Origin of the sequence: Sphingopyxis sp. BSN-002 (assembly GCF_022024275.1) — a bacterium.
In the GTDB taxonomy this organism is placed as follows: Bacteria; Pseudomonadota; Alphaproteobacteria; order Sphingomonadales; family Sphingomonadaceae; genus Sphingopyxis.
This window is the reverse complement of the sequence record NZ_CP091804.1, coordinates 2,451,572-2,471,457: the sequence shown is the minus strand read 5'-3', so window position 1 is coordinate 2,471,457 and position 19,886 is coordinate 2,451,572. Positions and strand designations below refer to the sequence as shown.

25 protein-coding genes and 1 riboswitch are annotated in these 19,886 nt (G+C 64.9%); of the genes, 14 read left to right on the top strand and 11 right to left on the bottom strand.

Going from position 1 to position 19,886, the window contains the following annotated elements; genetic code table 11:
• Positions 1-102 precede the first annotated feature (102 nt).
• Genes L7H23_RS12160 through L7H23_RS12150 form a run of 3 tightly spaced genes read left to right on the top strand, consistent with a single transcriptional unit; the run spans position 103 to position 1,625 of the window.
• Positions 103-729, top strand: a complete 627-nt coding sequence (locus L7H23_RS12160) for a pyridoxamine 5'-phosphate oxidase family protein (protein ID WP_237836133.1) — start codon at positions 103-105, stop codon at positions 727-729.
• The gene (locus L7H23_RS12155; RefSeq protein WP_237836132.1) at positions 726-1,136 is read left to right on the top strand and encodes a VOC family protein; all 411 of its coding nucleotides are present in this window, start codon (positions 726-728) and stop codon (positions 1,134-1,136) included. Before L7H23_RS12160 ends, L7H23_RS12155 begins: the two co-directional genes overlap by 4 nt.
• A gap of 12 nt (positions 1,137-1,148) precedes the next feature.
• On the top strand, positions 1,149-1,625 hold the full coding sequence (locus tag L7H23_RS12150) for a nuclear transport factor 2 family protein (protein WP_237836131.1): 477 nt from the start codon (positions 1,149-1,151) through the stop codon (positions 1,623-1,625).
• Here the strand turns inward: L7H23_RS12150 and L7H23_RS12145 are convergent.
• Complete coding sequence (locus tag L7H23_RS12145; protein ID WP_237836130.1) at positions 1,622-2,062, bottom strand: DUF6265 family protein; 441 nt, start codon at positions 2,060-2,062, stop codon at positions 1,622-1,624. The genes L7H23_RS12150 and L7H23_RS12145 overlap by 4 nt on opposite strands.
• A gap of 83 nt (positions 2,063-2,145) precedes the next feature.
• Here L7H23_RS12145 and L7H23_RS12140 point away from each other — a divergent pair, with 83 nt between their 5' ends.
• Positions 2,146-2,829: a helix-turn-helix domain-containing protein gene (locus L7H23_RS12140; RefSeq protein ID WP_237836129.1), complete on the top strand. Its 684-nt coding sequence runs from the start codon at positions 2,146-2,148 to the stop codon at positions 2,827-2,829.
• On the opposite strand, the gene L7H23_RS12135 is transcribed toward L7H23_RS12140, so the two are convergent.
• A complete protein-coding gene (locus L7H23_RS12135) occupies positions 2,826-3,209 on the bottom strand; it encodes a helix-turn-helix domain-containing protein (RefSeq protein WP_237836128.1) in 384 nt (127 codons plus the stop codon). The genes L7H23_RS12140 and L7H23_RS12135 overlap by 4 nt on opposite strands.
• A 105-nt stretch (positions 3,210-3,314) precedes the next feature.
• Here L7H23_RS12135 and L7H23_RS12130 point away from each other — a divergent pair, with 105 nt between their 5' ends.
• A complete protein-coding gene (locus L7H23_RS12130; protein WP_237836127.1) occupies positions 3,315-3,917 on the top strand; it encodes a flavodoxin family protein in 603 nt (200 codons plus the stop codon).
• A 46-nt stretch (positions 3,918-3,963) separates the two neighbouring features.
• On the opposite strand, the gene L7H23_RS12125 is transcribed toward L7H23_RS12130, so the two are convergent.
• The 3 genes from L7H23_RS12125 to L7H23_RS12115 form a co-directional block, all read right to left on the bottom strand.
• The gene (locus L7H23_RS12125; protein WP_237836126.1) at positions 3,964-4,260 is read right to left on the bottom strand and encodes a hypothetical protein; all 297 of its coding nucleotides are present in this window, start codon (positions 4,258-4,260) and stop codon (positions 3,964-3,966) included.
• Positions 4,261-4,358: 98 nt separating this feature from the next.
• The gene (locus tag L7H23_RS12120) at positions 4,359-5,588 is read right to left on the bottom strand and encodes a cytochrome P450 (RefSeq protein WP_237836125.1); all 1,230 of its coding nucleotides are present in this window, start codon (positions 5,586-5,588) and stop codon (positions 4,359-4,361) included.
• Between the two features lie 160 nt (positions 5,589-5,748).
• The gene (locus L7H23_RS12115; protein WP_237836124.1) at positions 5,749-7,251 is read right to left on the bottom strand and encodes a hypothetical protein; all 1,503 of its coding nucleotides are present in this window, start codon (positions 7,249-7,251) and stop codon (positions 5,749-5,751) included.
• A gap of 138 nt (positions 7,252-7,389) precedes the next feature.
• Positions 7,390-7,500, top strand: a riboswitch (TPP riboswitch).
• Between the two features lie 43 nt (positions 7,501-7,543).
• On the opposite strand from L7H23_RS12115, the gene thiC reads away from it, so the two are divergent.
• The 4 genes from thiC to L7H23_RS12095 all read left to right on the top strand — a co-directional run bounded on the left by thiC (position 7,544) and on the right by L7H23_RS12095 (position 12,325).
• A complete protein-coding gene (gene thiC / locus L7H23_RS12110) occupies positions 7,544-9,430 on the top strand; it encodes a phosphomethylpyrimidine synthase ThiC (RefSeq protein WP_237836123.1) in 1,887 nt (628 codons plus the stop codon).
• A gap of 110 nt (positions 9,431-9,540) precedes the next feature.
• Positions 9,541-10,971, top strand: coding sequence for a hypothetical protein (locus L7H23_RS12105; protein ID WP_237836122.1), 1,431 nt, complete (start codon positions 9,541-9,543; stop codon positions 10,969-10,971).
• A 248-nt stretch (positions 10,972-11,219) separates the two neighbouring features.
• Complete coding sequence (locus tag L7H23_RS12100) at positions 11,220-11,705, top strand: 2'-5' RNA ligase family protein (protein WP_237836121.1); 486 nt, start codon at positions 11,220-11,222, stop codon at positions 11,703-11,705.
• 311 nt (positions 11,706-12,016) lie between these two features.
• Positions 12,017-12,325: a hypothetical protein gene (locus L7H23_RS12095; protein WP_237836120.1), complete on the top strand. Its 309-nt coding sequence runs from the start codon at positions 12,017-12,019 to the stop codon at positions 12,323-12,325.
• A gap of 15 nt (positions 12,326-12,340) precedes the next feature.
• On the opposite strand, the gene L7H23_RS12090 is transcribed toward L7H23_RS12095, so the two are convergent.
• Positions 12,341-13,096 carry a hypothetical protein gene (locus L7H23_RS12090; protein WP_237836119.1) on the bottom strand — a complete coding sequence of 252 codons (756 nt, stop codon included), beginning with the start codon at positions 13,094-13,096 and terminating at the stop codon, positions 12,341-12,343.
• A gap of 149 nt (positions 13,097-13,245) precedes the next feature.
• On the opposite strand from L7H23_RS12090, the gene arr reads away from it, so the two are divergent.
• The gene (arr, locus tag L7H23_RS12085; protein WP_237836118.1) at positions 13,246-13,671 is read left to right on the top strand and encodes an NAD(+)--rifampin ADP-ribosyltransferase; all 426 of its coding nucleotides are present in this window, start codon (positions 13,246-13,248) and stop codon (positions 13,669-13,671) included.
• Between the two features lie 68 nt (positions 13,672-13,739).
• Positions 13,740-14,180: a nuclear transport factor 2 family protein gene (locus tag L7H23_RS12080; protein ID WP_237836117.1), complete on the top strand. Its 441-nt coding sequence runs from the start codon at positions 13,740-13,742 to the stop codon at positions 14,178-14,180.
• 13 nt (positions 14,181-14,193) lie between these two features.
• Here L7H23_RS12080 and L7H23_RS12075 read toward each other — a convergent pair whose 3' ends face one another.
• Entirely contained in the window at positions 14,194-15,081 is an 888-nt protein-coding gene (locus L7H23_RS12075; RefSeq protein WP_237836116.1) for an arylamine N-acetyltransferase, read from the bottom strand.
• Between the two features lie 188 nt (positions 15,082-15,269).
• Between L7H23_RS12075 and L7H23_RS12070 the strand changes: the two genes are divergently transcribed.
• A complete protein-coding gene (locus L7H23_RS12070) occupies positions 15,270-16,121 on the top strand; it encodes a hypothetical protein (protein WP_237836115.1) in 852 nt (283 codons plus the stop codon).
• A 33-nt stretch (positions 16,122-16,154) separates the two neighbouring features.
• Here the strand turns inward: L7H23_RS12070 and L7H23_RS12065 are convergent, their stop codons facing one another.
• From L7H23_RS12065 to L7H23_RS12050, 4 genes are read right to left on the bottom strand one after another with little or no spacing between them, the layout of a single operon-like run.
• Positions 16,155-17,012, bottom strand: coding sequence for a TauD/TfdA family dioxygenase (locus L7H23_RS12065; RefSeq protein WP_237836114.1), 858 nt, complete (start codon positions 17,010-17,012; stop codon positions 16,155-16,157).
• Between the two features lie 49 nt (positions 17,013-17,061).
• Complete coding sequence (locus L7H23_RS12060) at positions 17,062-17,286, bottom strand: hypothetical protein (protein WP_237836113.1); 225 nt, start codon at positions 17,284-17,286, stop codon at positions 17,062-17,064.
• Positions 17,283-17,693, bottom strand: a complete 411-nt coding sequence (locus tag L7H23_RS12055; RefSeq protein ID WP_237836112.1) for a DUF1801 domain-containing protein — start codon at positions 17,691-17,693, stop codon at positions 17,283-17,285. Before L7H23_RS12055 ends, L7H23_RS12060 begins: the two co-directional genes overlap by 4 nt.
• Positions 17,694-17,704: 11 nt before the next feature.
• Entirely contained in the window at positions 17,705-18,136 is a 432-nt protein-coding gene (locus L7H23_RS12050; RefSeq protein WP_237836111.1) for a DUF1801 domain-containing protein, read from the bottom strand.
• 191 nt (positions 18,137-18,327) lie between these two features.
• Between L7H23_RS12050 and L7H23_RS12045 the strand changes: the two genes are divergently transcribed.
• Positions 18,328-19,230 carry a hypothetical protein gene (locus L7H23_RS12045; RefSeq protein WP_237836110.1) on the top strand — a complete coding sequence of 301 codons (903 nt, stop codon included), beginning with the start codon at positions 18,328-18,330 and terminating at the stop codon, positions 19,228-19,230.
• Between the two features lie 26 nt (positions 19,231-19,256).
• A complete protein-coding gene (locus L7H23_RS12040; protein ID WP_237836109.1) occupies positions 19,257-19,865 on the top strand; it encodes a DUF6445 family protein in 609 nt (202 codons plus the stop codon).
• Positions 19,866-19,886: the final 21 nt, after the last annotated feature.

The window sequence follows — 19,886 nt, the reverse complement described above, 5'->3', positions numbered from 1 at the left end:
TATCACCCCACACGCAACGCCCTAGATTGGTGACGCGAACGGAGAGCCGCACCCCCTCCTCCGGCTGCTTCGTTCGCACTTTCGCTCGGAAAGACCCCCAAGATGGCACGCAATTACCGGCACACCCTCTTCGACGACACGGTCAAGGCCCTTCAGGAGCAGCACGGCTCGCGGGCTTCCTATGCGAAGATGGACGCCGGTGCCGACGGCACCCCTGACACGCTGACCGACAAGGAAATCGCCTTCATCGAGGCGCGCGACAGCTTTTATATGGCGAGTGTCAATCCGGAGGGCTGGCCCTATATGCAGCACCGCGGCGGCCCCGCCGGGTTCCTGCGCCACATATCGGGCAACCGCATCGGCTTCGCCGACTATCGCGGCAACAAGCAATATATCAGCACCGCAAATCTGATGGGCAACGACCGCGTCTCGCTGTTCCTGATGGATTATCCGAACAAGGAACGGCTGAAGCTCGTCGGCCATGCGCATGGCGTCGAGCTCGCCGACGATCCCGCTGCGGTCACCGCGCTGATGCCCGAGGGCTATCGCGCGACGCCCGAGCGCGCCTTCTTCATCGATGTGATCGGCTGGGAATGGAACTGCTCGCAGCACATCACCCCGCGCTTCACCGAGGCCGAAATTTCGGCGGCGATCAAGCCGATGGCCGCCGAACTCAACCAGCTGCGCGCCGAAGTCGCCGCGCTGCGTGCAGAAAGGAACGGAAAATGACCACGACCTTCACCGAGGGTGCGCACCATATCGGCCTCGCCGTCCGCGACGTCGCCGAGGCGCGCGATTTCTTCGTCGAAGCGCTGGGCTTTGCCGTCGCCGCCGAACGCCCCGACTATCCCGCGATCTTTGTCAGCGACGGCACGACCTTGCTCACGCTCTGGCAGGTCGCAGACCCGGCGAGCGCGACGCCATTCGACCGCCGCGCGAACATCGGCCTCCACCATCTCGCACTCCGCGTCACCGACATCGACACGCTCCGTACCGTCTTTGCGCGCGTCCAGAACCATCCCGGCACCGTGATCGAGTTCGACCCCGAACCGATCTGCGAGGGGGCGACGACGCATCATTTCATCTGCGCAATGCCCGGTGGTATCCGCATCGAATTCGCTACGCCCTTCGCCTGAAAGGTCCAGTCAATGTCCCGTCCCCCGCTTCCGCCATTCGACCACGACAGCGCCGTGCAAAAGGTCCGCCTTGCCGAGGATGGCTGGAACAGCCGCGACCCGGCGCGCGTCGCGCTCGCCTATACGCCGGACAGCGTGTGGCGGAACCGTTCGACCTTTATTACCGGCCGCGCGGCGATCGTCGATTTCCTGACCGCCAAATGGCAGCGCGAGCACGACTATCGGCTGGTCAAGGGCCTGTGGGCCTTCACGGGCAACCGTATCGCGGTGCGCTTCGCCTATGAATGGCACGACGACGCCGGCCAGTGGTGGCGTTCTTACGGCAACGAGAATTGGGAATTCGCCGACGATGGCGAGATGCGCCGCCGCATTGCGGGCATCAACGACGTTGCGATTGCCGAAACCGACCGCCTGCTGCACTGGGCACGCGACGGCGCGGGCGACCGCCGCCCCGAAGATCATCCCGGGCTGGACGAGCTCGGCCTTTAGCGCCGCGTATAGACCCAGCTCATCGCCTTCGACCCGTCGATCGCGGAGATCGTCGCCGTCATGACGTCGCCATCGCGCGCATACCGGATCCGCTGCGGATAATCATGCGCGGGGTTTTCGAAGGTCGCCGACGTGACGTCATGTTGCGCGAGGCGGAATTCGACCGGCGCGCCACCGCCGGGCTGCGCGATATAGGCAAGCGTGCCGTCCTTGCCGGGCTGTATCCGCAGAAACTCGAATTCCCGTAGCGCGTCGGCGCGTCCCGACCGGCTCGCGCCGAGCATCGCTCCGCCGCGCGGCACGGTCCAATATTCCTCGGTCCAGCGGCCCTCCTTCTCCTGCACCCAGCTCCCCGCCATCCACGCGAGGGCGTCGATCTTTGCGGGTGCAGCTGCGGCAAGGAGCAATGCCGACAATCCGGCGAGCAGGATTTTCATGAAACACCTCCCTTTGCCGCCTTGTGCCACGTCCGGGACGCCCCGTCTTGAACCGACGCGACAATCGGGGTCTAAGTCCCACGATGGACTATAGCGAAAGCGCTCCGCCGCCGCATCTCGCGGGCCTGATCAAGGCGCGCTGGTCGCTCGCCGCCGGCGCGCGTCCGGGCGAATGGATCGAACAACAGGCGACGCCCGACGGCTGCGTCGAGATCATCCGCCGCACCGCGGGCCGCTCGCGCTGGGATGGCGACCAGCCCGACAGCTTCGTCGTGGGGCTGGTCGACCGCGTGCAGCCCTTCGAGGTAAGCGGTGATTCGCGGTTCGAGGCGCTGCGCCTCTGGCCATGGGCGTGGTCGCTGGTCGGCGACATCCCGCTCGCCTCGCTCCACGGCCGCTGGGCGCCGTGGCGGGCAGATTTCGACGCGATCGGGATGCGCCTTGCCATGGCAACCGATCTCAACGCCATCGGCGGCGCGCTGATTTCCGCCCAGGGCGTCGCCGCCATGGGCGCCGCCACCGGCATGCCGCCGCGCATGCTCCAGCGCTGGTTCGCGCGCCATGTCGGCCTGCCGCCGCGCACATGGCTGCGCCTGATCCGTTTCCAGAGCGCGTTCGAAACACTACCCGGCGAGCCGAGCCTCGCCGGCCATGCCGCAGCGCAGGGCTTTGCCGACCAGGCACATATGGCGCGCGAATTTCGGGCGCTCGCCGGGGTTCCGGCAACGACAGCGCGTCGCCGGGCGCGGGGCCCCTTCCTCGGCTAGGCCGTCTCGCGCCCGGCAAAGGCAGCGCGCGCCGCCAGCACCGCGTCGAACTCGCTTTCGATCCACCCGAACAGCGGCGCCATCGCCTTTTGCAGCGAGGCGCCGAGCGACGTCAGATGATATTCGACATGCGGCGGCACCGTCAGGAAATCGCGCCGCTCGACAAGCCCGTTCGCCTCGAGCGCGCGTAGCGTCTGCGTCAGCATCTTCTGGCTGATGCCCCCGATGCGGCGCTTGAGTTCGCCGTTGCGATGGATCCCGCGCCCCACGACGAGCAGGATCAGCAGACTCCAGCGGTCGCCGATCAGATCGAGTATCTCGCGCGACGGGCAATTCTGCGCGAGCGGGTCAGCTTTTTCTATACAGGCCGCAACAATCATTTCTGCAGTTACCTATAGGTGCGTACTACACTATTGGTTCCTACCTCATCATCTTCGCTTCCGCAAGCCGCCGGCTCCCTTGGCGGCAGAGGAAGGACGCGTATCATGACCCAAATTGCCATCATCTATCATTCGGCCTTCGGCCACACCGACGTGATCGCGAAGGATGTCGCGGCGGGCGTAGCCGCCGCCGGGGCGACGCCGGTGCTGCTCGCAATCGAGGCCGGCCAGACCGATTTCGACGAATTTTTCGCGGTCGCCGCCGAATCCGACGCGCTGATCTTCGGCTCGCCCACCTATATGGGCAATGTTTCGGCTCCGGCGAAGACCTTCATGGACGCCAGCGCCAAGGTCTGGTTCGGGCAGGGCTGGAAGGACAAGATCGCTGCCGGCTTCACCGTCTCCGCCTCGCCCTCGGGCGACAAGCTCAACACGCTGACCAGCCTCGCGATCTTCGCGGCGCAGCACGGGATGGTGTGGATCGGGACCGGCCAGATGCCGGGCAACAACGACGACACGTCGGCGGCAACCGACGTCGAAAACCGTCTCGGCAGCTTCATCGGCGCGATGGCGCAGGCGGCGAACGAAAGCGCCGAAGTGACCCCGAAAGCCGGCGACCGCGCCACCGCCGTCTCGCTCGGCAAGCGCGTTGCCGAAGCCGCGGCGCGCTGGCGCGCCGGCGCGCGCGAAACCGTCGCGGCCGCCTGACGCGTCGACCCGCGCGCTGCCGATTCGGGCAGCGCGCGGGCGATGCTTACATCTTGCGGGCGGGGGCGGCCTTCGCCGCGACCTTGCGGTGCGGCGCTGCCGGATGCTTCGCGGCGACGCGATGCTTCGGCGCCGCCCGGTGCTTCGCCGCGGCATGACGCTTCGGCGCGACGCGATGTTTCGCCGGCGCGCGGTGCGGGGCGACCGCATGACCTTCGCGCTGCATGCAATTGTCGGTCACCGTCTTCGAACAGATCGGCGTCGCATCCTGCGCGCTCGCTGCCGTCCCCGACAGCGCGAGAAGAGTAGCGGCGCCCAGCGCCTTGAGCATGATCCTCTGCATGATTTTGCCTTCCTTTCATCCCGTGGATGGGAAGGCAGGATCATCGCACGGCCATCATGGCCGCGCGGCGTCCGCGACATTACAACCGCGCAATGCGGTCAGCGGACGATCCGCACCGGCATATGCACGAAACCGTGCAGGAACGGGCTCGGCAGCCGCTCGGCCGGACCCTGCGGCTCGATGCGAATCCCGCGCGCGACGATCTCCTCGATCAACGTGCAGAGCTGGATTTCGGCGAGCCGCGCCCCGACGCAGCGGTGGATGCCGTGGCCGAAGGCGACGTGCCGCCGCGCATTGTCGCGACCGACGTCGAAGCGTTCGGGATCGGGAAACAGGCTGTCGTCGTGATTGCCCGAAATATACCAGAGGATCACCTTCTCGCCCTTGCGCAGGCTTTGCCCGCCCAGCTCGACGTCGCGCGTGCAGGTGCGGCGCATATGCGTCACCGGTGACTGCCAGCGGATGATCTCCTGCGCCGCATTGGGGATCAGCGACGGATCGGTGCGCAGCCGGTCGAGCTCGCCCGGAAAGCGGTGCAGCGCCTCGACCAGCCCGCTCATCGAATTGCGCGTCGTGTCGTTGCCCCCGACGATCAGCAGCGCGATATTCGCGAGCCGTTCCATCGGATTGAGGCTCCCCATCGCCTCGCTATGCACCATGCGCGAGAGCAGGTCGTCGGTCGGCGGCATCGCCTTGCGCTTGGCGAACTCCTCGTCGAAGCGCGCGAGCATCGCGGTCATCTCGGCCATCCATTGCGCGCGATATTCCTCGGTCGCGGTTTCGGGCGAGACATTGCCGCCATAGTCCGACCAGCGCTTGAGGTCGTGGCGCTCCTCCCACGGGAAATCGAACAGGATGCACAGCATCCCGATCGTCAGCGGCACCGACACACTCTCGACCCAGTCGAAGGTCTCGCCGACGGGCAGCGCGTCGAACAGCTCGCGCGTCCGCTGCTTCACCGTCTTTTCGCGCTCGGCCATCTGGCTGGGGTTGAAGGCGGGGGCAATCACCTTGCGCTGCGCGGTGTGGACCGGCGGGTCGGCAGCGATGAAATTGGGCAGGTTCGACTGCGGCGGCGGGTCGGCGATGACGATGTTGCCATTCTCCCACGACGAGGAAAAGGTCATCGGATCGAGTTCGACCTGCTGGATCAGCGCGTGGCTCGCGACCGACCAATATCCGCCATACGGGCTGTCGGGACACCAGCTCACCGGCATCTCGGCGCGCAGTTTCGCGAAAGGCACGCGCCAGCGATCCTCGACATAGAGCGCGATGTCGCTGACATCGACCGGGTTCACCGCACGCGCTTCGTCCATCACCGACGCCATATCGCTCTCCCGCCGCCCGCGATGGTCGCGGGTCTTGCACCGGCGACTATGGCATGGCCTGAAAACGAGTCCACCCATAGTGATCCCCGGCGAAAGCCGGGGCCCACAGAAGCCTTGCGTTCACCTCATACAGGCCCCGGCTTTCGCCGGGGATCACGGATTACATATCATTCTCGCGCAGATAGCGGTTGATTTCCGACGGCGACGCCGCGCCGCTGCAGCCGCCCTTGCGGACGTACACGCACTGCTTCTGTTCGCCGCCGCTGCACGCCGTCTTCTCGAACGCCGGCGACAGCTCCTTCTCGAAGCCGTCCCAGACCACGGCATAATTATAGAGCGCAGGATCGATCTTCGCGTCGCCGCGCCCGCGGATGAAGATGGGCACGTCGCGCCGCAGCCGCGCATAGCCGTAGGTGCCGTCGAACTCGCGCCCGACCAGCGCGAAGCCGCAAAGATCGGGTCGCGCCCGCGCGGCGTCGATCGCCTTCGCGGTGAAGTCCGTCACGATGAAAGTGTCGCGCGCCTTGTACACCGGCACCACCGTCGCCGCGGCGAGCAGCCAGACGATGACCAGCAGCCGTATCCTGCTCTCCGCGCTCAACCCGCGCTGCTTCGCCCACCACTCGGCAAAGTCCGCCGTCGCCACCCCCGCGAGCAGGATCAGCGCGCTCAGCGACGGGATCAGGAAGCGATATTCCTTATGCCCGATGAAGCTGTGGACGACGATATTCGCCACCGCGAAGAACAGCAGCAGCGGGTAGCGCTTTGCGCCCCACGCGGCGAGCGCGAGGATGGGAAGTGTCCAGACGGACCAGACTTGCCAAACTTCGCTCACATAGCCCAGCGGGCCGGAGACGCCGTAGCGGGCGGAGACGTTGTCGACGATGTTGCGGGTGAAATTATTCACCATCCATTCAAAGGGATAGTCGCCGCCGAGCCAGTCGCTGCCCGCGCCGACCGTGAGCGCCAGCAAACTGCCGCCAAGCAAAGGCACGAAGCCCGCAAAGCGCACCGTCCAGAGATACCACAGCGCCGTCAGCCCGATCGCGGGCGCGAGGTGCGGGCGGAACAGGAAGGCCAGCCCCAGTGCGAAGCCGATGCTTGCCAGCACCCGCGCGCTCCAGTCGCGCCTGGCCAGCAGCGCGATCGCGGGGACGGTCAGCAGCGCCGCCATCTGCTCGGTCAGCGGATGCGGCGCGAAGCCGACAAGGTCGGTCCAGACGGCCGCGACCAGCCCCGCAGTCCAGAAATGCGCCCGCGACACCCGCGCCCCGAGCCATCCCGCCGCACCGACGATCCCCAGCGACAGGATCGCCATGACGACCCGCGGCAACAGGATCGGCAGGCGGCTGTCGGGGGCGATCCACTCGCCGAGCCGCATCGGCCACGACAGCAGCCACGGATAGAGGTCCGCGCGCATCCCGTCGCGATATTCCCAGGTCATCACCGAATAGGCGTGCGTCGTGCGGAACGCGCCCTCGAGATATTGATACACCTCGTCGGGGTGCAGCACCGTCTCGAACCACGCCGACACCAGCCGCAAGGCCAGCGCCAGCCCGAGCACGACCATCCAGTCGCGCCGCGTCACTTGTTGTGTTGGATTGTCCCCCATGCGCTGGTCGTAGCTTGCGCGATTCGCGATGTCACCGCCCCACTTCGTCATTCCCGCGAAGGCGGGAATCCCGCTTGATACCGATGGTGCGCGAAAAAGCGGGATCCCCGCCTTCGCGGGGATGACGGGAAGGGGAGCGGAATGGCGAGAGATTGGGATAGCCACCGGCCATCGCTCCCCCTATAACCCTCCCCATCCCCGGGGAGCCTGTGTGAAGCAGCAGGTTGAGAGCGGAACATCCCGCGACCCGTCGAACCTGATCCCGGTAACTCGGGCGGAGGGAGGGCCGGCGTTCCTACCGGAAAACCGTCTTTCGCTCCGATCAAAAATGGAGCGACTGCACATGGCCGACATCGACGCGAAATTCGAAAACTCCGCCCCCATCGGGGTGACGACCGGCCCAATCCGCGGCAGCCGCAAGATCCATGTCGCGACCCAGACCGGCAGCGGCATCCGCGTCGCGATGCGCGAGATCGACCTCGACCCGCATTCGGGCGAGCCGCCGGTCCGCGTCTATGACACCAGCGGGCCTTATACGGACGCCAATGCGACGATCGACATCAACGCCGGCCTCGCCGAACTCCGCCGCGACTGGATCTTCGGCCGCGGCGACGTCGAGGAAGTCACCCAGCGCGAAGTCCGCCCCGAGGACAACGGCCAGCTCGGCCCCGACCGCAGCGGCGGCGTCCCCGCCTTCCCCAACGTCAAGAAGCAGGTGCTCCGCGCCAAACCCGGCGCGAACGTCAGCCAGATGCACTATGCCCGCCGCGGCATCATCACGCCCGAGATGGAATATGTCGCCGAGCGCGAGAATCTCGGCCGCGCGCGCCTCGCCGAATACAAGCGCGACGGGCAGGACTGGGGCGCCAGCATCCCCGATTACGTCACCCCCGAATTCGTCCGCGACGAGGTCGCGCGCGGCCGCGCGATCATCCCCAGCAACATCAACCACCCCGAAAGCGAGCCGATGGCGATCGGCCGCAACTTCCTCGTCAAGATCAACGCCAATATCGGCAACAGCGCGGTCGCGTCCGACGTCGCGTCCGAGGTCGACAAGATGGTCTGGTCGATCCGCTGGGGCGCCGACACCGTCATGGACCTGTCGACCGGCCGCAACATCCACGACACGCGCGAATGGATCATCCGCAACTCGCCCGTCCCGATCGGCACCGTCCCCATCTATCAGGCGCTCGAAAAAGTCGGCGGCATCGCCGAGGACCTTACCTGGGAAATCTTTGCCGACACGCTGATCGAGCAGGCCGAACAGGGCGTCGACTATTTCACCATCCACGCGGGCGTGCGCCTTCCCTACGTCCCGCTCGCGGCAAAGCGCATGACCGGCATCGTGTCGCGCGGCGGAAGCATCATGGCGAAATGGTGCCTCGCGCATCACAAGGAAAGCTTCCTCTACGAACGCTTCGACGAGATTACCGAGATCATGAAGGCCTATGACGTCGCCTACAGCCTCGGCGACGGCCTCCGCCCCGGCAGCATCTATGACGCGAACGACGAGGCGCAATTCGCCGAACTCTACACGCTCGGCGAACTCACCAAGCGCGCCTGGGCGCAGGATGTGCAGGTGATGATCGAGGGGCCGGGCCACGTCCCGATGCACAAGATCAAGGAGAATATGGACAAGCAGCTCGAAGCGTGCGGCGAGGCGCCCTTCTATACGCTCGGGCCGCTCACCACCGACATCGCGCCGGGTTATGACCATATCACCAGCGGCATCGGCGCCGCGCAGATCGGCTGGTACGGCACCGCGATGCTTTGCTACGTCACGCCCAAGGAGCATCTCGGCCTGCCCGACCGCGACGATGTGAAGGTCGGCGTCGTCACCTACAAGCTCGCCGCCCACGCCGCCGACCTCGCCAAGGGGCATCCCGCCGCACAGGTCCGCGACGACGCGCTATCGAAAGCGCGCTTCGAATTCCGCTGGCGCGACCAGTTCAACCTGTCGCTCGACCCCGACACGGCGGAGCAATATCACGACCAGACGCTCCCCGCCGAGGGCGCCAAGTCGGCGCATTTCTGCAGCATGTGCGGTCCCAAATTCTGCTCGATGAAGATCAGCCAGGAAGTCCGCGACTTCGCGAAGCTGCAAAATCAGGACAGCGCCGGCTTCATCGCCGCCGAAGAGGCCGAAAAGGGCATGGCGAAAATGAGCGAGGTTTATGAGGAAACCGGGCGCGAGCTGTATATGGGGGCCGGTGGGCGGGAGCATGATTGAGCCATAATGCCAGCTTTGACGCCCCTCGACTCAATCAACAAATATGATACTTTCATTAAATAACGAGCATCGCATCAACATGGCGCGAGACAATGGGAACAGGGGCTGCAATGAGCGAGTTCAAGAATATAAACTTCGGATTTGCGAGTGCTGAGAAGGAAAAAGCAAAGAATCCAGAATTGCTTATAAATGGGTACGTGGATTTCGAGGGGGCGTATAAAAGCGCCATAAAGGGCGATGAGTTCCTCTATCTTGGATATAAAGGATCCGGAAAATCAGCAATTGGCAAAAAGATCGAGCTAGAATCAGAGAACTCTCACGATCTTTTTGCAAAAATCATATTTATTGGTGACTTCCCATTTACGTCATTCGCCAAGATGGTGAAGGGCACGCCCGAACCGGAAGCGCGGCTCCCAACAGCATGGGCTTGGCTTCTTCTTCTCTACGTCATGCAATCGCTCGATTCCGACAACGGTCTATCTCACTCCAACAAGGACGTTTGGGATAGATCAATCGCCGCCCTAAGAACCGCCGGCATGATAGGCGATGCCGACATCAGCTCACTAGTTAAGAGAACAACTAAGCGCGGATTTCGGGTCGGAATACCGAAAGTTCTAGAATTCGAAAAATCCAGTGAAGAAAATTCTGATGCAGATCTTGCTGTTTACGTTGATTCCCTAAAAGAAATTATAAAGGGATCATCAACTGAAAGCAGGCACATTATCGTTCTAGATGGCCTAGATGACATTGTAACAAAAAGAGAAATACAATTCACATCAATTGGATCACTTATACTTGAATCAGGCAGGCTTAACGAGCTTTTTGCTGAGTATGGCCTTCCAGTTAAGATAGTCATATTGTGCAGAACGGATCTATTCGAAAAAACCTCCAATGCAAATAAGAACAAAGTGAGACAAGACTACGCCGTCGAACTTGATTGGTATCACGACCCGAGAGAACCAAAAAATAGTCATCTGGTAGAAATAGCTAACGCTAGAGCAGCCCTGAGCCTGAAGAAAGAAATTGATGTGTTTCACGATTTCTTTCCTATAGAAGTAGATCGGACGCCTTCTGTCACTTACTGCTTAGAAATGACTAGGCACACCCCTAGGGATTTTCTACAAATCCTGTCTCACACTCAAAAATTTTGCGATGGAAGCCGCCTCACAGTTGAACAGGTAAAAAGTGGCCTCAGAGATTATTCCATAAAGTATTTTCTTCCCGAAATAAAAGATGAGTTAAATGGATACTGCACTCAGGCAGAGATCGACGGATTTGTTAGAGCCGTATCACGATTGAAGAAGAGAGAGTTTGCATATCAGGAATTTATCGCTGAAATGAAAGAGGAGAGAGTAGAGGAGTCTGAGGCAAGAAAAGTTCTTGAGGCTCTTTTTGAATGCAGCGCCCTAGGCACAATATCAAAGCGGCCAAGCGGAATGAGCTATTTCACATTTAAGTTCAGAAATAGGAATTCTGTATTCAATTCTAATGAGAGGATAATTTTACATCGTGGCGTGTGGAAAGCATTGAATTTGGTATAGATTTCCGCTTGTCCATTACATCATCGACACGCGTGAACGTTAAGCCGGTGATTTGAAATTTACGCATCACGCTACCTCTTACGGCCGCCATTGCCTCTTAAGGTTCGCCTGTCGATTGAGCCGTATACTCGTTTTCGCTCTCGTGACGTCCATCGCCAGAATCTGACCGGCACCAATCGAGAGCGAGTCGGCCCCGCCCACACCATGCTACACTCCCACCCATGCGCGCCCGGAATCCCCTTTACATCATGGCCAAGCCGCCGCCGGAGGTGCAGGCGGCGATCGCCGCGTTGCCGCGCAACGACCCCGGGCGCGGCCCCGAGCTGCTCCATGTCACGCTCATCTCGCTCTACGACCTCTATTATTCGCCGCCCGAGTGGCTGCCCGCGACCATCGCCGCGCTGGACGGCTTCGCCGCGAACCCCTTCCCGCTCCGCTTCGACCGGATCGAGAACCGCAAGGCGGTGACTTTGCGCACGCGCGATCCGCTGGCCGAGGCGCGGGCGTTCCAGAAGGCGCTGGTCGACCATCTGCTGCGCGAAAAGGCGCCGATCATGGACGGCACCACCCCCGAACCGCACATCACGATCAACTATCGCGGCGACCGGCTGAATGCCCAGAAGATGCCGCCGATCGGCTGGACGGTCGACGAGATCATCCTGACCGAAAGCATCGTCGGCAAGACCACCCATGTCGAACATGGGCGCTGGCCGCTGCGCGGGGGTGCGGGCTGACAGCCGTTTTTGGGTGGGGAGCGGACGCCTCTTTATCGTCATCCCGGCGAAGGCCGGGATCTCACCCTATCGGAAAAACGCACCGGCGAGATCCCGGCCTTCGCCGGGATGACGAAAGGGAGAAATCCTCCCTGTCGCGAAGCGATGGGGAGGGGGACCGCTCGCCAAGCGAGTGGTGGAGGGGCCGCGACGGCAGCTCCCATGCCCCTCCGTCAGCGCTGCGCACTGCCACCTCCCCACGGCTACGCCGCAGGGAGGAGTGGATCGCGCCTTCCATTGCCAGCCCCCGCCTGCAAGCCTATCCTCCCGCCATGTCGCACGCCTCGAACATCGTATATTGCACCGGCCCCGGCGACCCGCATGCGCTCGACGGGATTTCGCGGCGCCACCGCAGCGGCGATCTCGACAAGCTGTGCCCGGTCTGCGCGGGCTATGGTCAGTGGAATACGCAGATCGACCTGGTCAGCCACCGCTCGATCCGCCACGCCTGCCCCAAATGCGACGGGCGCGGGTGGATCGAGACCGGCGACGACTTGGTCCCCTCGCACACCATCGAGCGGAGCGAAGCGGGGCATCCGGTGTGGACGGTGCGGCTCGATCCGTCGGACGATATCGAGTGATCGCGCGCGCCGCGCTTACCCCGCCGTCAGACCCAGCGCGCCGCGCACCCATGCGGGCCACCAGTCGCTGAGATAGGCGACCGCCGCCCCCGCGAACGCGAGCGCATAGATACCGCCGCCCCACAGCAGCACCCGGTGCACCCGCCCGCGCGTCGCGACATCGTACAGCGCCGCGGCCGCGACCAGCGCGATCGTCCCCGCCCAGTTGCCGAGGAGGGTGCCCCAGAAACCGTCGCCCAGCAGCATGCCGATCGGCTCGCCCCACCAGCGCCCGAACGCCGCCGACAGGATCACCGCGGTCGCGAGCAGGATCAGCCTTTTATGCGCCGCCGGGTCGCCGCGCTTCACGAATGCCAGCGTCGCCGTACCCGCGAACAGGATCATCGACGTCAGCGGCAACGCGAAAAAGCGCGCATTTTCGGGATCGCGCGGCGCATAGAAGCGCTGGCTGTGGATCTCGGCGGCGATCGCCGACACCGTCATCACCGGAACCAGTATGACGAGGCTCAGCCCCAGCAGCCGATGCAAATCGTGCCGCCGCGCGCCGATCAGCAGCGCCTGTACGGTCAGGATCGCCATCCACGCGAAAAAGGCCCAGACGTGGATTTCGAGCATCGCGGGCGCGGGATAGTCGGCCGTGCCGCCGAAGCGTTTTGCGATCTGCGGCGCAAAGCCCATCGCGACGCCGATCCACGACATGGCGATGAACGCCAGAAAGAACAGCCGGTCGGCGCGATGTCCCGCCGCGAACCCCGGACGCGTGCCCGCCATATATCCCCCTCACCGACCCGCGGGCACAGCATCATGCGCGTACCGCAGGGTCAAATGAAAACGCCCCGCCGGCTTTCGGCCCCCGCTCGCAGGCACCCCCTTCCCTCGCGGCGCGCGCCATGCTTCACCGGCAAGCGGAGGATTGATCGATGACCGACACCGGACCCGCACCCGTCGGCCCCGACATGGGGGCCACCTTCTATCACGGCACGCGCGCCGACCTGAAAACCGGCGACCTGCTCACCGCCGGGCGGGGGAGCAATTATCGGGCGGCGCCGATGTCGTGGATCTATTTCTCGGCCGCGCTCGAATCGGCGATCTGGGGCTGCGAGCTGGCCGCCGGCGACGGCCGCGAGCGTATCTATATCGTTCAGCCGACGGGCGACTGGTTCGACGATCCGAACCTGACCGACAAGAAATTCCCCGGCAATCCGACGCGCAGCTATCGCAGCCGGGCGCCGCTGCGGATCGTCGGCGAGGTCGAAAGCTGGACCCCGCACGCGCCAGACGTGCTCGCCGCGATGAAGGCGAATCTGGCGCGGCTGCAGGCCGAGGGCGCGCCGATCATCGACTGACGGCTTGCCAAAGCGGCGCTACAAATGTAGCGCATGGGTCGGTTCAACTTGCCCGCCCGGGAGCCCCGATGCTTACGCCCCTGCTCACCCTCGCCGCTGCCGCAACGCCCGCGGCCCCCGCCGCCTCACCCGCCGACCTCGCCGCGATCGAGGCGACCTGCTTCGACTATGTCGACGGCCAGCTCGAGGGCGATCCCGAGCGCGTGAAGCGCGCGCTCCACCCCGATCTCGCCAAGCGCCGCGTGCTCGGCGACACCCCCGACGAGCGGCTGGGACTGCAGCGGATGAGCCGCGGGGAGCTGGTCGACCTGACCAAGCGCGGGGCGCTCAAGACCCCCAAGGCCGAATGGAACCGCTCGTGCCGCATCCTCGACGTCGCGGGCGATGCCGCCGCTGTGCGCGTCGAGACGCCGTGGTTCGTCGACTATTTCCACATGGGCAAGTTCGGCGAGCGCTGGGTGATCGTCAACGCGATGTGGCACATGAAGCCGCGCGAGGCGGCGCGGTGAAGTCCCGCTGCGGCTAGCCCGCGATCTCGGCGGTCGCCGCGCCCTCGATGACGCGGCGCCAGCCGGGTTCGGGGTTCAGCAGGAAGATGTCGCGCAGCGCCGCTTCGATCCCGTCGGCCGACAGATAGCGCTGCTCGACCGATCCGTCGGTGCGGCGGATCGTCAGACGGTTGTCGCGAAGGCCGTGCCGCGCTTCGGCGGTGGTCCGCGCCGCGATCAGCTGGTGGCGGAAATGCGAGGCGGGATGCTGGCTGGTGTACCAGTTGCCGAGTTCGTAATCGATCGCCGGCGCCGCGGCATCCTCAAGGTCATAGAGCACGCGCCATTCGCCCGCGATATCGGCCTCGACGCGGTGATGCCCCTCGCCATGCCGGGTTAGGCGATAACTCTCGTGCCGCGTCGGCTGGGCCACGCCCTCGCGGTCCATCGCCAGCGGCTGCGGCGGCACCGCGGCGCCGAAGCCGACATCGGCGAGCCACGGCCGGCCGCCGAGCCACACGCGCACCGTCATATGCGTGCGCGGCGTCGGCGGCGCATCGTCGGGCAGCATCCAGCGCACGCGCCCGATCAGCCCCTCAGCCTGGAAGCCGAGCTGGCGGAGGACGCGGAGGAACAGCGCATTCTGTTCGAAGCAATAGCCGCCGCGCCGGCGCCCGATCAGCTTCGCCGCGATCGCCTCTGCGTCGATGTCGACCCCCTCGCCGGTCAGTGCGTCGAGCGCCTCGAACGGGATCGCCGCGATGTGCGCCGCCTGCAGTTCGGCGAGCCCGTCGAGCGTTGCGGCGGGCGCCACGGCAAGGCCGATCCGCGCCAGATAGCGGGAAAGGAAGTCGCCGCGGCCTTCGGGCGCCGCCTCGGGCGAACCATCCTCGAACGGGGGTGTGGGGGTCTGGTGCAACATCGGCAAAGGCTCCTAGCGAATCACTGGCCCCGCTTATGAAAGCTCAACCCCGGTTGAGATCAAGCGCAAGATGATACGGCGGAAAGCGGCACCATCCCCGTAACTTAGCCATTGCGGGAACGGTCGGGCTGCGGCAGACCCGTCACATAACATAATGTCGCAGACCGTGAATCTGTCCAGGAGCCCCCATGTTCATCCCTTCCCCTTACCGCCTCGGCGCCGCGCTCGCGCCCGTTCTCTTCTGTCTCGCCACGCCCGCCCATGCGGCAACCTGTGAAGAGGCCTTCGTCAAGAAGGGCAACGCGATCACCGGGCTGCGCTTTACCGCCGCGGTGACCGTCGCCGACTTGCCGCCCGCGGTCGCGATCGGCCAGATGCGCGGGATCGCCGCGGGCAAGGGCTATGACATCATGGCCGACGAGGCCGCCTATGGATCGATGCTGATCGAACAGCCGATGACAGGCAGCGCGCGCGCCTTTCCGATCCAGATCACCGCGACCCAGACCGGCGGCATCGGCACCGTCGTGATGGAGGCGAAGCTGCGCGCCGGACAGTCGACCAAGAGCGAGCTCGCGATGGGCGAGATGTGCGGAATGCTGAACGCGATCAAGGGCGGCAAGGCGGGCGCCGCCGCGGCAAAGAAGGGCGCGACCGCGACGACCGTTGCCGCCGCGCCGGTCAAGATCAGCGCGCTCGGCCTGTCGCAGCAGGTGTCGAAAGACACCGAACGCAACGCCGCGGGCGTCCTCACCCGTTACAAGGGCAAGCAGTTCACCGTCGACGGATCGGTCGACTATGTGACCAAGGACGGCAGCAGCTTCCGCGTCGGTTACAAGGTGCCGCAGCCGTACGAGCAGGCGATCCGCCTGCCCAATCAGGCGCCGTTCAAAACCGATATCGTCTGCTATATGGCGCCCGGACAAGCCGCCTATTCACTGCAGCTGAAGCCGGACAAGGGGATCAAGCTGACCGGTACCGTCGAGGATTTCGACGAGTACAAGCATGTGCTGTGGCTGAAGGACTGCCGTCCGGCGCAATAGCGCGCCGGAGCGACAGGATCGGGTGAAGCCGGCTCAGCGCTCGTCGCGATAGAAGGGCCGGTCGCCCGCGATCGTCACGCGCTCCATGCGCCGCACAGCGGGGAAATAGTCCGACGCGGCATAATGCTGGCCGGCGCGATTGTCCCAGAAGGCGATCGAGCCCGGCTCCCAGTGGAAGCGGCACTGATATTCGGGGATCGCCGCCTGCGCATAAAGATGCGCGAGCAGTCCCTCGCTCTCCTTCGCCGACAGCCCCTCGATATGGCTGGTGAAGGCGATGTTGACGTAGAGCGCCTGTTCGCCGGTTTCGGGATGCGTGCGCACGACGGGGTGCGTCTGCGGCGGATATTGCTTGTGCAATTCCTCGACGGGCTTGCCGAGCCGTCCCGCAAAGACGCGCGCGATATCGTGCACGGCATTCAGGCCGCGGCACCAGTCCTGCATCGCCGGCGACAGGCCGCGGAACGCCGCGCCCATGTCGGCGAACAAGGTATCGCCGCCGACTGCGGGTACCTCGACCGCGCGCAAGATCGACCCGAGCGACGGCTCGGCGCGCCAGGTGACATCCGAATGCCAGGCATTTTCCTTGCCCCGCGATTCCGGGCCATGCGCGATGTGCAGCACCTCGGGATCGGGCTGGTCCTTCGGGGTGGCGGGATGGATTTCGAGCGTCCCGAAACGCCGTGCGAAGGCAATATGCTGCGCCGGCGTGATGTGCTGGTCGCGAAAGAAGACCACCTTGTGCGCGAGCAGCGCGGCGCGGATTTCGGCGATCACCGCCTCATCCTGTTCCTGCGACAGGTCGACGCCCGAAATTTCTGCGCCGATCGCGGGGGTCAGCGGCGTGACGCCCAGCCGTTCGAAGGCGCGCTGCGATGCGGCGATATTCATGGGGCCTCTCCTTGTCTTTCGTCCATTAGCGGCGCCGGCGCGCGGCGAGTCAAGCGCCGCGCGGCCACACCGCTTCGACCGCCTTGTCCAGCGCGTCGGCGGCATAGATGCTCGCGGCCGAACCGCCGCGAGCGCCATAGAGCCAGAGCAAGGCGTTCAAGATCGCTTCGGCATTCTCGCGCGCGATCGCCGGCTGCCATCGCTCGCGCTCGCGATTTTCGGTCTCGACCGCATCGAGCAGTGCCGCCGCGAGCGCATCGGACCCGCGACTCATCCCTTCTTCGCGCGCGCGGGCTTGGCGAGATTGGCCTCGACCGCGCCGCGGATCAGCGCCTGGAACGCCGCCGCATCGACGGTGTCGCCCTCGGCAAAGTCGATCGCGCGGCGGACATTGCCGTCGAGGCTCGAATTGAACAGCTTCTTGGGATCGTCGACCGCCGCGCCCTTGGCGAAGGTCAGCTTGACCTTGTCCCTGTATGTCTCGCCCGTGCACAGCACCCCGGCGCGCTCCCATGTCGGCATGCCCGCCGGGTTCGTCGGCTTGCGCCACTTCACCGCTTCTTCAATTTCGGGATCGGCCTCACGAATCAGCGCGCGCAGCTTCGCGAGCGTGGCGCCGCGCCAGTCGGTCAGCGACGCGATCTTCGCGTCGATCAGCGCCGAAGCGTCTTCGTCCTCCATGCTCTCTCCTCTCACAATTTCTCCCCGGGCAGCGCGATCGCCTGCCGCACCCAGTCGGCGAACGCCGCCTCGTCGACCGCATCATCTTCGTGGATGTGGAAATAGGCCGTCTGCCCGCTCTTCGACGCGACCGGCGGCACGGGGTCGAGACGCTTGCCGTCGAAGAAGGCGACCTTGATATAGCGGTCGTAGCAATGGACGCTGAGGAACCAGTGGCCGGGCAGCGCATCGGGCGCGGCATAGAGCGGCGAGTTCCATTTCACCGCCTTGCGCACCCCCGGCACCTCATGCGCGATCAGCGCGTCGAGCCGCGCCCAGACGGGCGACTTCCATCCCGGCATCGCGGCGATATAGGCCTGCACCGGCGCATCGCCGTCGCCCTTCGCGATTTGCGGATTGCCGCCCGACAAGAGGACGACGCTCGCGGGCTTGTCTTTGGTCATGGCACGACTCCCGCGAACAGGATATCCGGCGGAAAGCAAATGACAAGTTGCGAGCCATCCTCCAGCCGCCGGTTCGCTCCGATCCCCCCTCCGCTCGTCGACGCGTGCCTGCCTCGCGTCGAAGGACGCTGGGCGATCGGGGTGCCCGGAACCCATGTCATGTCATCCGCATCCGGACCAGGGAGCCCTTCATGCGCATTGCGCGTACCGCCGCCGCCTTCCTTCTTGCGGGACTGGCAATTGTCACCGCCGCCCCCGCAGCGGCGCAAGCCGACGCCCCGATCATCGTCACGGGGCAAAAGGATATCGAAAAGCAGGTCGAGAGCTTTATCGGCGCGCTGACGCCCACGGGACCGCGCGCGCAGATCGCGCGGTTCGAGAACGAGATATGCCCGCGTGCGGTCGGCTTTACGGAGCCCCAGCGCCTCGCGCTCGAAGAGCGTATCCGCCTCGTGGCGGGTGGCGTCGGGCTGAAGGTCGGCGATGTGGCCGACTGCCGGATCAACCTGCTGATCGTCGCCGCTCCCGACAAGGTCGCCTTCGTCAAATCGCTCGGCCGCAAGCACGCCTATATGTTCGGCGACCAGTCGCCCGCCGAAGTCCGCCGGATCCTCGCGCAGCCGGGCTCGGCCATCGCCTGGCAGGTCGAGGGGATGCTCAACGCCGACGGGCATCCGGTGATGCTGACGCAAGGCATACCGGTCAACCGGACCACCCACGCCGGTTCGCGCATTACCGCGCCCGCCCGCACCTATATCGCCGGCGCAGTGGTGGTGTTCGACAGCAAGGGGCTGGAGGGGCTGACGATCACGCAGGTCGCCGACTATGCGCTGATGCGCAGCTTTTCGAAGGTCGATGTCGCCCGGCTCGACAAGACCTCGGCCCCGACGATCCTGCGCGCGCTCGACGCCGGCGAGGACGAGGAGGTGCCGGTCACGCTCACCCAGTGGGATTTCGCTTTCCTCAAGGGGCTTTATTCGGGCGCGAACAATCTTTACGCCCCGTCGCAGAAGTCGGATATCCGGCGTGAAATCGAAAAGATCGGTGAACCGGACAAGGGAGACGAGCCCGCGTCTGCACAGCCGAAGGGGTAAGGGCCGGCAACGCCCGACGGGACCATATGACGCCAAGCTTCGTCATGATCGACGATTTCGTCGCCAACCCGCACGAGTTGAGGCGGCAGGCGCTGGGGCTCGGTTACGAGCCGAAGCCCGCGGGCGCCAACTATCCGGGCATCACGTCGACCCGCGCGCTGCCGATCAAGGGGATCGACGATTACGTCTCGCGCCTCACCGGGCTGAATCTCGTCGGCGCGCCGGGGACGCTTCACGGCCATTGCCGCCTGACGCTGAAGAACGATCGCGGCAAAAGCGGGGTGCATATCGACCCCGCGGCCTGGTCGGGCATTCTTTACCTCACCCCGCCCGAACATTGCCGGGGCGGGACCGACTTCTATCGCCATCGCCGCAGCGGTCTCGACCGCGTGCCGACGACGGCCGAGGGAATCCACGGCGCGGGCTATCCCGACATCAACCGGCTGGTCGACGACGTCGTCAACCGCGACACGCTGAAACCCGCGGCGTGGGAGAAGAGCTTCACCGCGCCGATGCGCTTCAACCGGCTGATCCTGTTCAGCCCGTGGATGTTCCATAACAGCGCCGCGGGCTTCGGTACCGGACCCGACGACGGCCGCCTCGTCTATCTGATGTTCTTCGCGCAGGCTGCGTGATAGGATGGTGCGATAGCAGGA

Bases quoted from the DNA above. Each gene is read 5' to 3' on its own strand.
- L7H23_RS12120 (WP_237836125.1), bottom strand. From the start codon at position 5,588: ATGGCGTCGGTGATGGACGAAGCGCGTGCGGTGAACCCGGTCGATGTC.
- L7H23_RS12125 (WP_237836126.1), bottom strand. From the start codon at position 4,260: ATGCAGAGGATCATGCTCAAGGCGCTGGGCGCCGCTACTCTTCTCGCG.
- L7H23_RS12090 (WP_237836119.1), bottom strand. From the start codon at position 13,096: ATGGCGGGCACGCGTCCGGGGTTCGCGGCGGGACATCGCGCCGACCGG.
- L7H23_RS12150 (WP_237836131.1), top strand. From the start codon at position 1,149: ATGTCCCGTCCCCCGCTTCCGCCATTCGACCACGACAGCGCCGTGCAA.
- L7H23_RS12045 (WP_237836110.1), top strand. From the start codon at position 18,328: ATGCGCATTGCGCGTACCGCCGCCGCCTTCCTTCTTGCGGGACTGGCA.
- L7H23_RS12095 (WP_237836120.1), top strand. From the start codon at position 12,017: ATGTCGCACGCCTCGAACATCGTATATTGCACCGGCCCCGGCGACCCG.
- thiC (WP_237836123.1), top strand. From the start codon at position 7,544: ATGGCCGACATCGACGCGAAATTCGAAAACTCCGCCCCCATCGGGGTG.
- L7H23_RS12145 (WP_237836130.1), bottom strand. From the start codon at position 2,062: ATGAAAATCCTGCTCGCCGGATTGTCGGCATTGCTCCTTGCCGCAGCT.
- L7H23_RS12065 (WP_237836114.1), bottom strand. From the start codon at position 17,012: ATGAATATCGCCGCATCGCAGCGCGCCTTCGAACGGCTGGGCGTCACG.
- L7H23_RS12115 (WP_237836124.1), bottom strand. From the start codon at position 7,251: ATGACGAAGTGGGGCGGTGACATCGCGAATCGCGCAAGCTACGACCAG.
- L7H23_RS12155 (WP_237836132.1), top strand. From the start codon at position 726: ATGACCACGACCTTCACCGAGGGTGCGCACCATATCGGCCTCGCCGTC.
- L7H23_RS12140 (WP_237836129.1), top strand. From the start codon at position 2,146: ATGGACTATAGCGAAAGCGCTCCGCCGCCGCATCTCGCGGGCCTGATC.
- L7H23_RS12060 (WP_237836113.1), bottom strand. From the start codon at position 17,286: ATGAGTCGCGGGTCCGATGCGCTCGCGGCGGCACTGCTCGATGCGGTC.
- L7H23_RS12105 (WP_237836122.1), top strand. From the start codon at position 9,541: ATGAGCGAGTTCAAGAATATAAACTTCGGATTTGCGAGTGCTGAGAAG.
- L7H23_RS12160 (WP_237836133.1), top strand. From the start codon at position 103: ATGGCACGCAATTACCGGCACACCCTCTTCGACGACACGGTCAAGGCC.
- arr (WP_237836118.1), top strand. From the start codon at position 13,246: ATGACCGACACCGGACCCGCACCCGTCGGCCCCGACATGGGGGCCACC.
- L7H23_RS12040 (WP_237836109.1), top strand. From the start codon at position 19,257: ATGACGCCAAGCTTCGTCATGATCGACGATTTCGTCGCCAACCCGCAC.
- L7H23_RS12055 (WP_237836112.1), bottom strand. From the start codon at position 17,693: ATGGAGGACGAAGACGCTTCGGCGCTGATCGACGCGAAGATCGCGTCG.
- L7H23_RS12050 (WP_237836111.1), bottom strand. From the start codon at position 18,136: ATGACCAAAGACAAGCCCGCGAGCGTCGTCCTCTTGTCGGGCGGCAAT.
- L7H23_RS12130 (WP_237836127.1), top strand. From the start codon at position 3,315: ATGACCCAAATTGCCATCATCTATCATTCGGCCTTCGGCCACACCGAC.
- L7H23_RS12135 (WP_237836128.1), bottom strand. From the start codon at position 3,209: ATGATTGTTGCGGCCTGTATAGAAAAAGCTGACCCGCTCGCGCAGAAT.
- L7H23_RS12075 (WP_237836116.1), bottom strand. From the start codon at position 15,081: ATGTTGCACCAGACCCCCACACCCCCGTTCGAGGATGGTTCGCCCGAG.
- L7H23_RS12070 (WP_237836115.1), top strand. From the start codon at position 15,270: ATGTTCATCCCTTCCCCTTACCGCCTCGGCGCCGCGCTCGCGCCCGTT.
- L7H23_RS12100 (WP_237836121.1), top strand. From the start codon at position 11,220: ATGGCCAAGCCGCCGCCGGAGGTGCAGGCGGCGATCGCCGCGTTGCCG.
- L7H23_RS12080 (WP_237836117.1), top strand. From the start codon at position 13,740: ATGCTTACGCCCCTGCTCACCCTCGCCGCTGCCGCAACGCCCGCGGCC.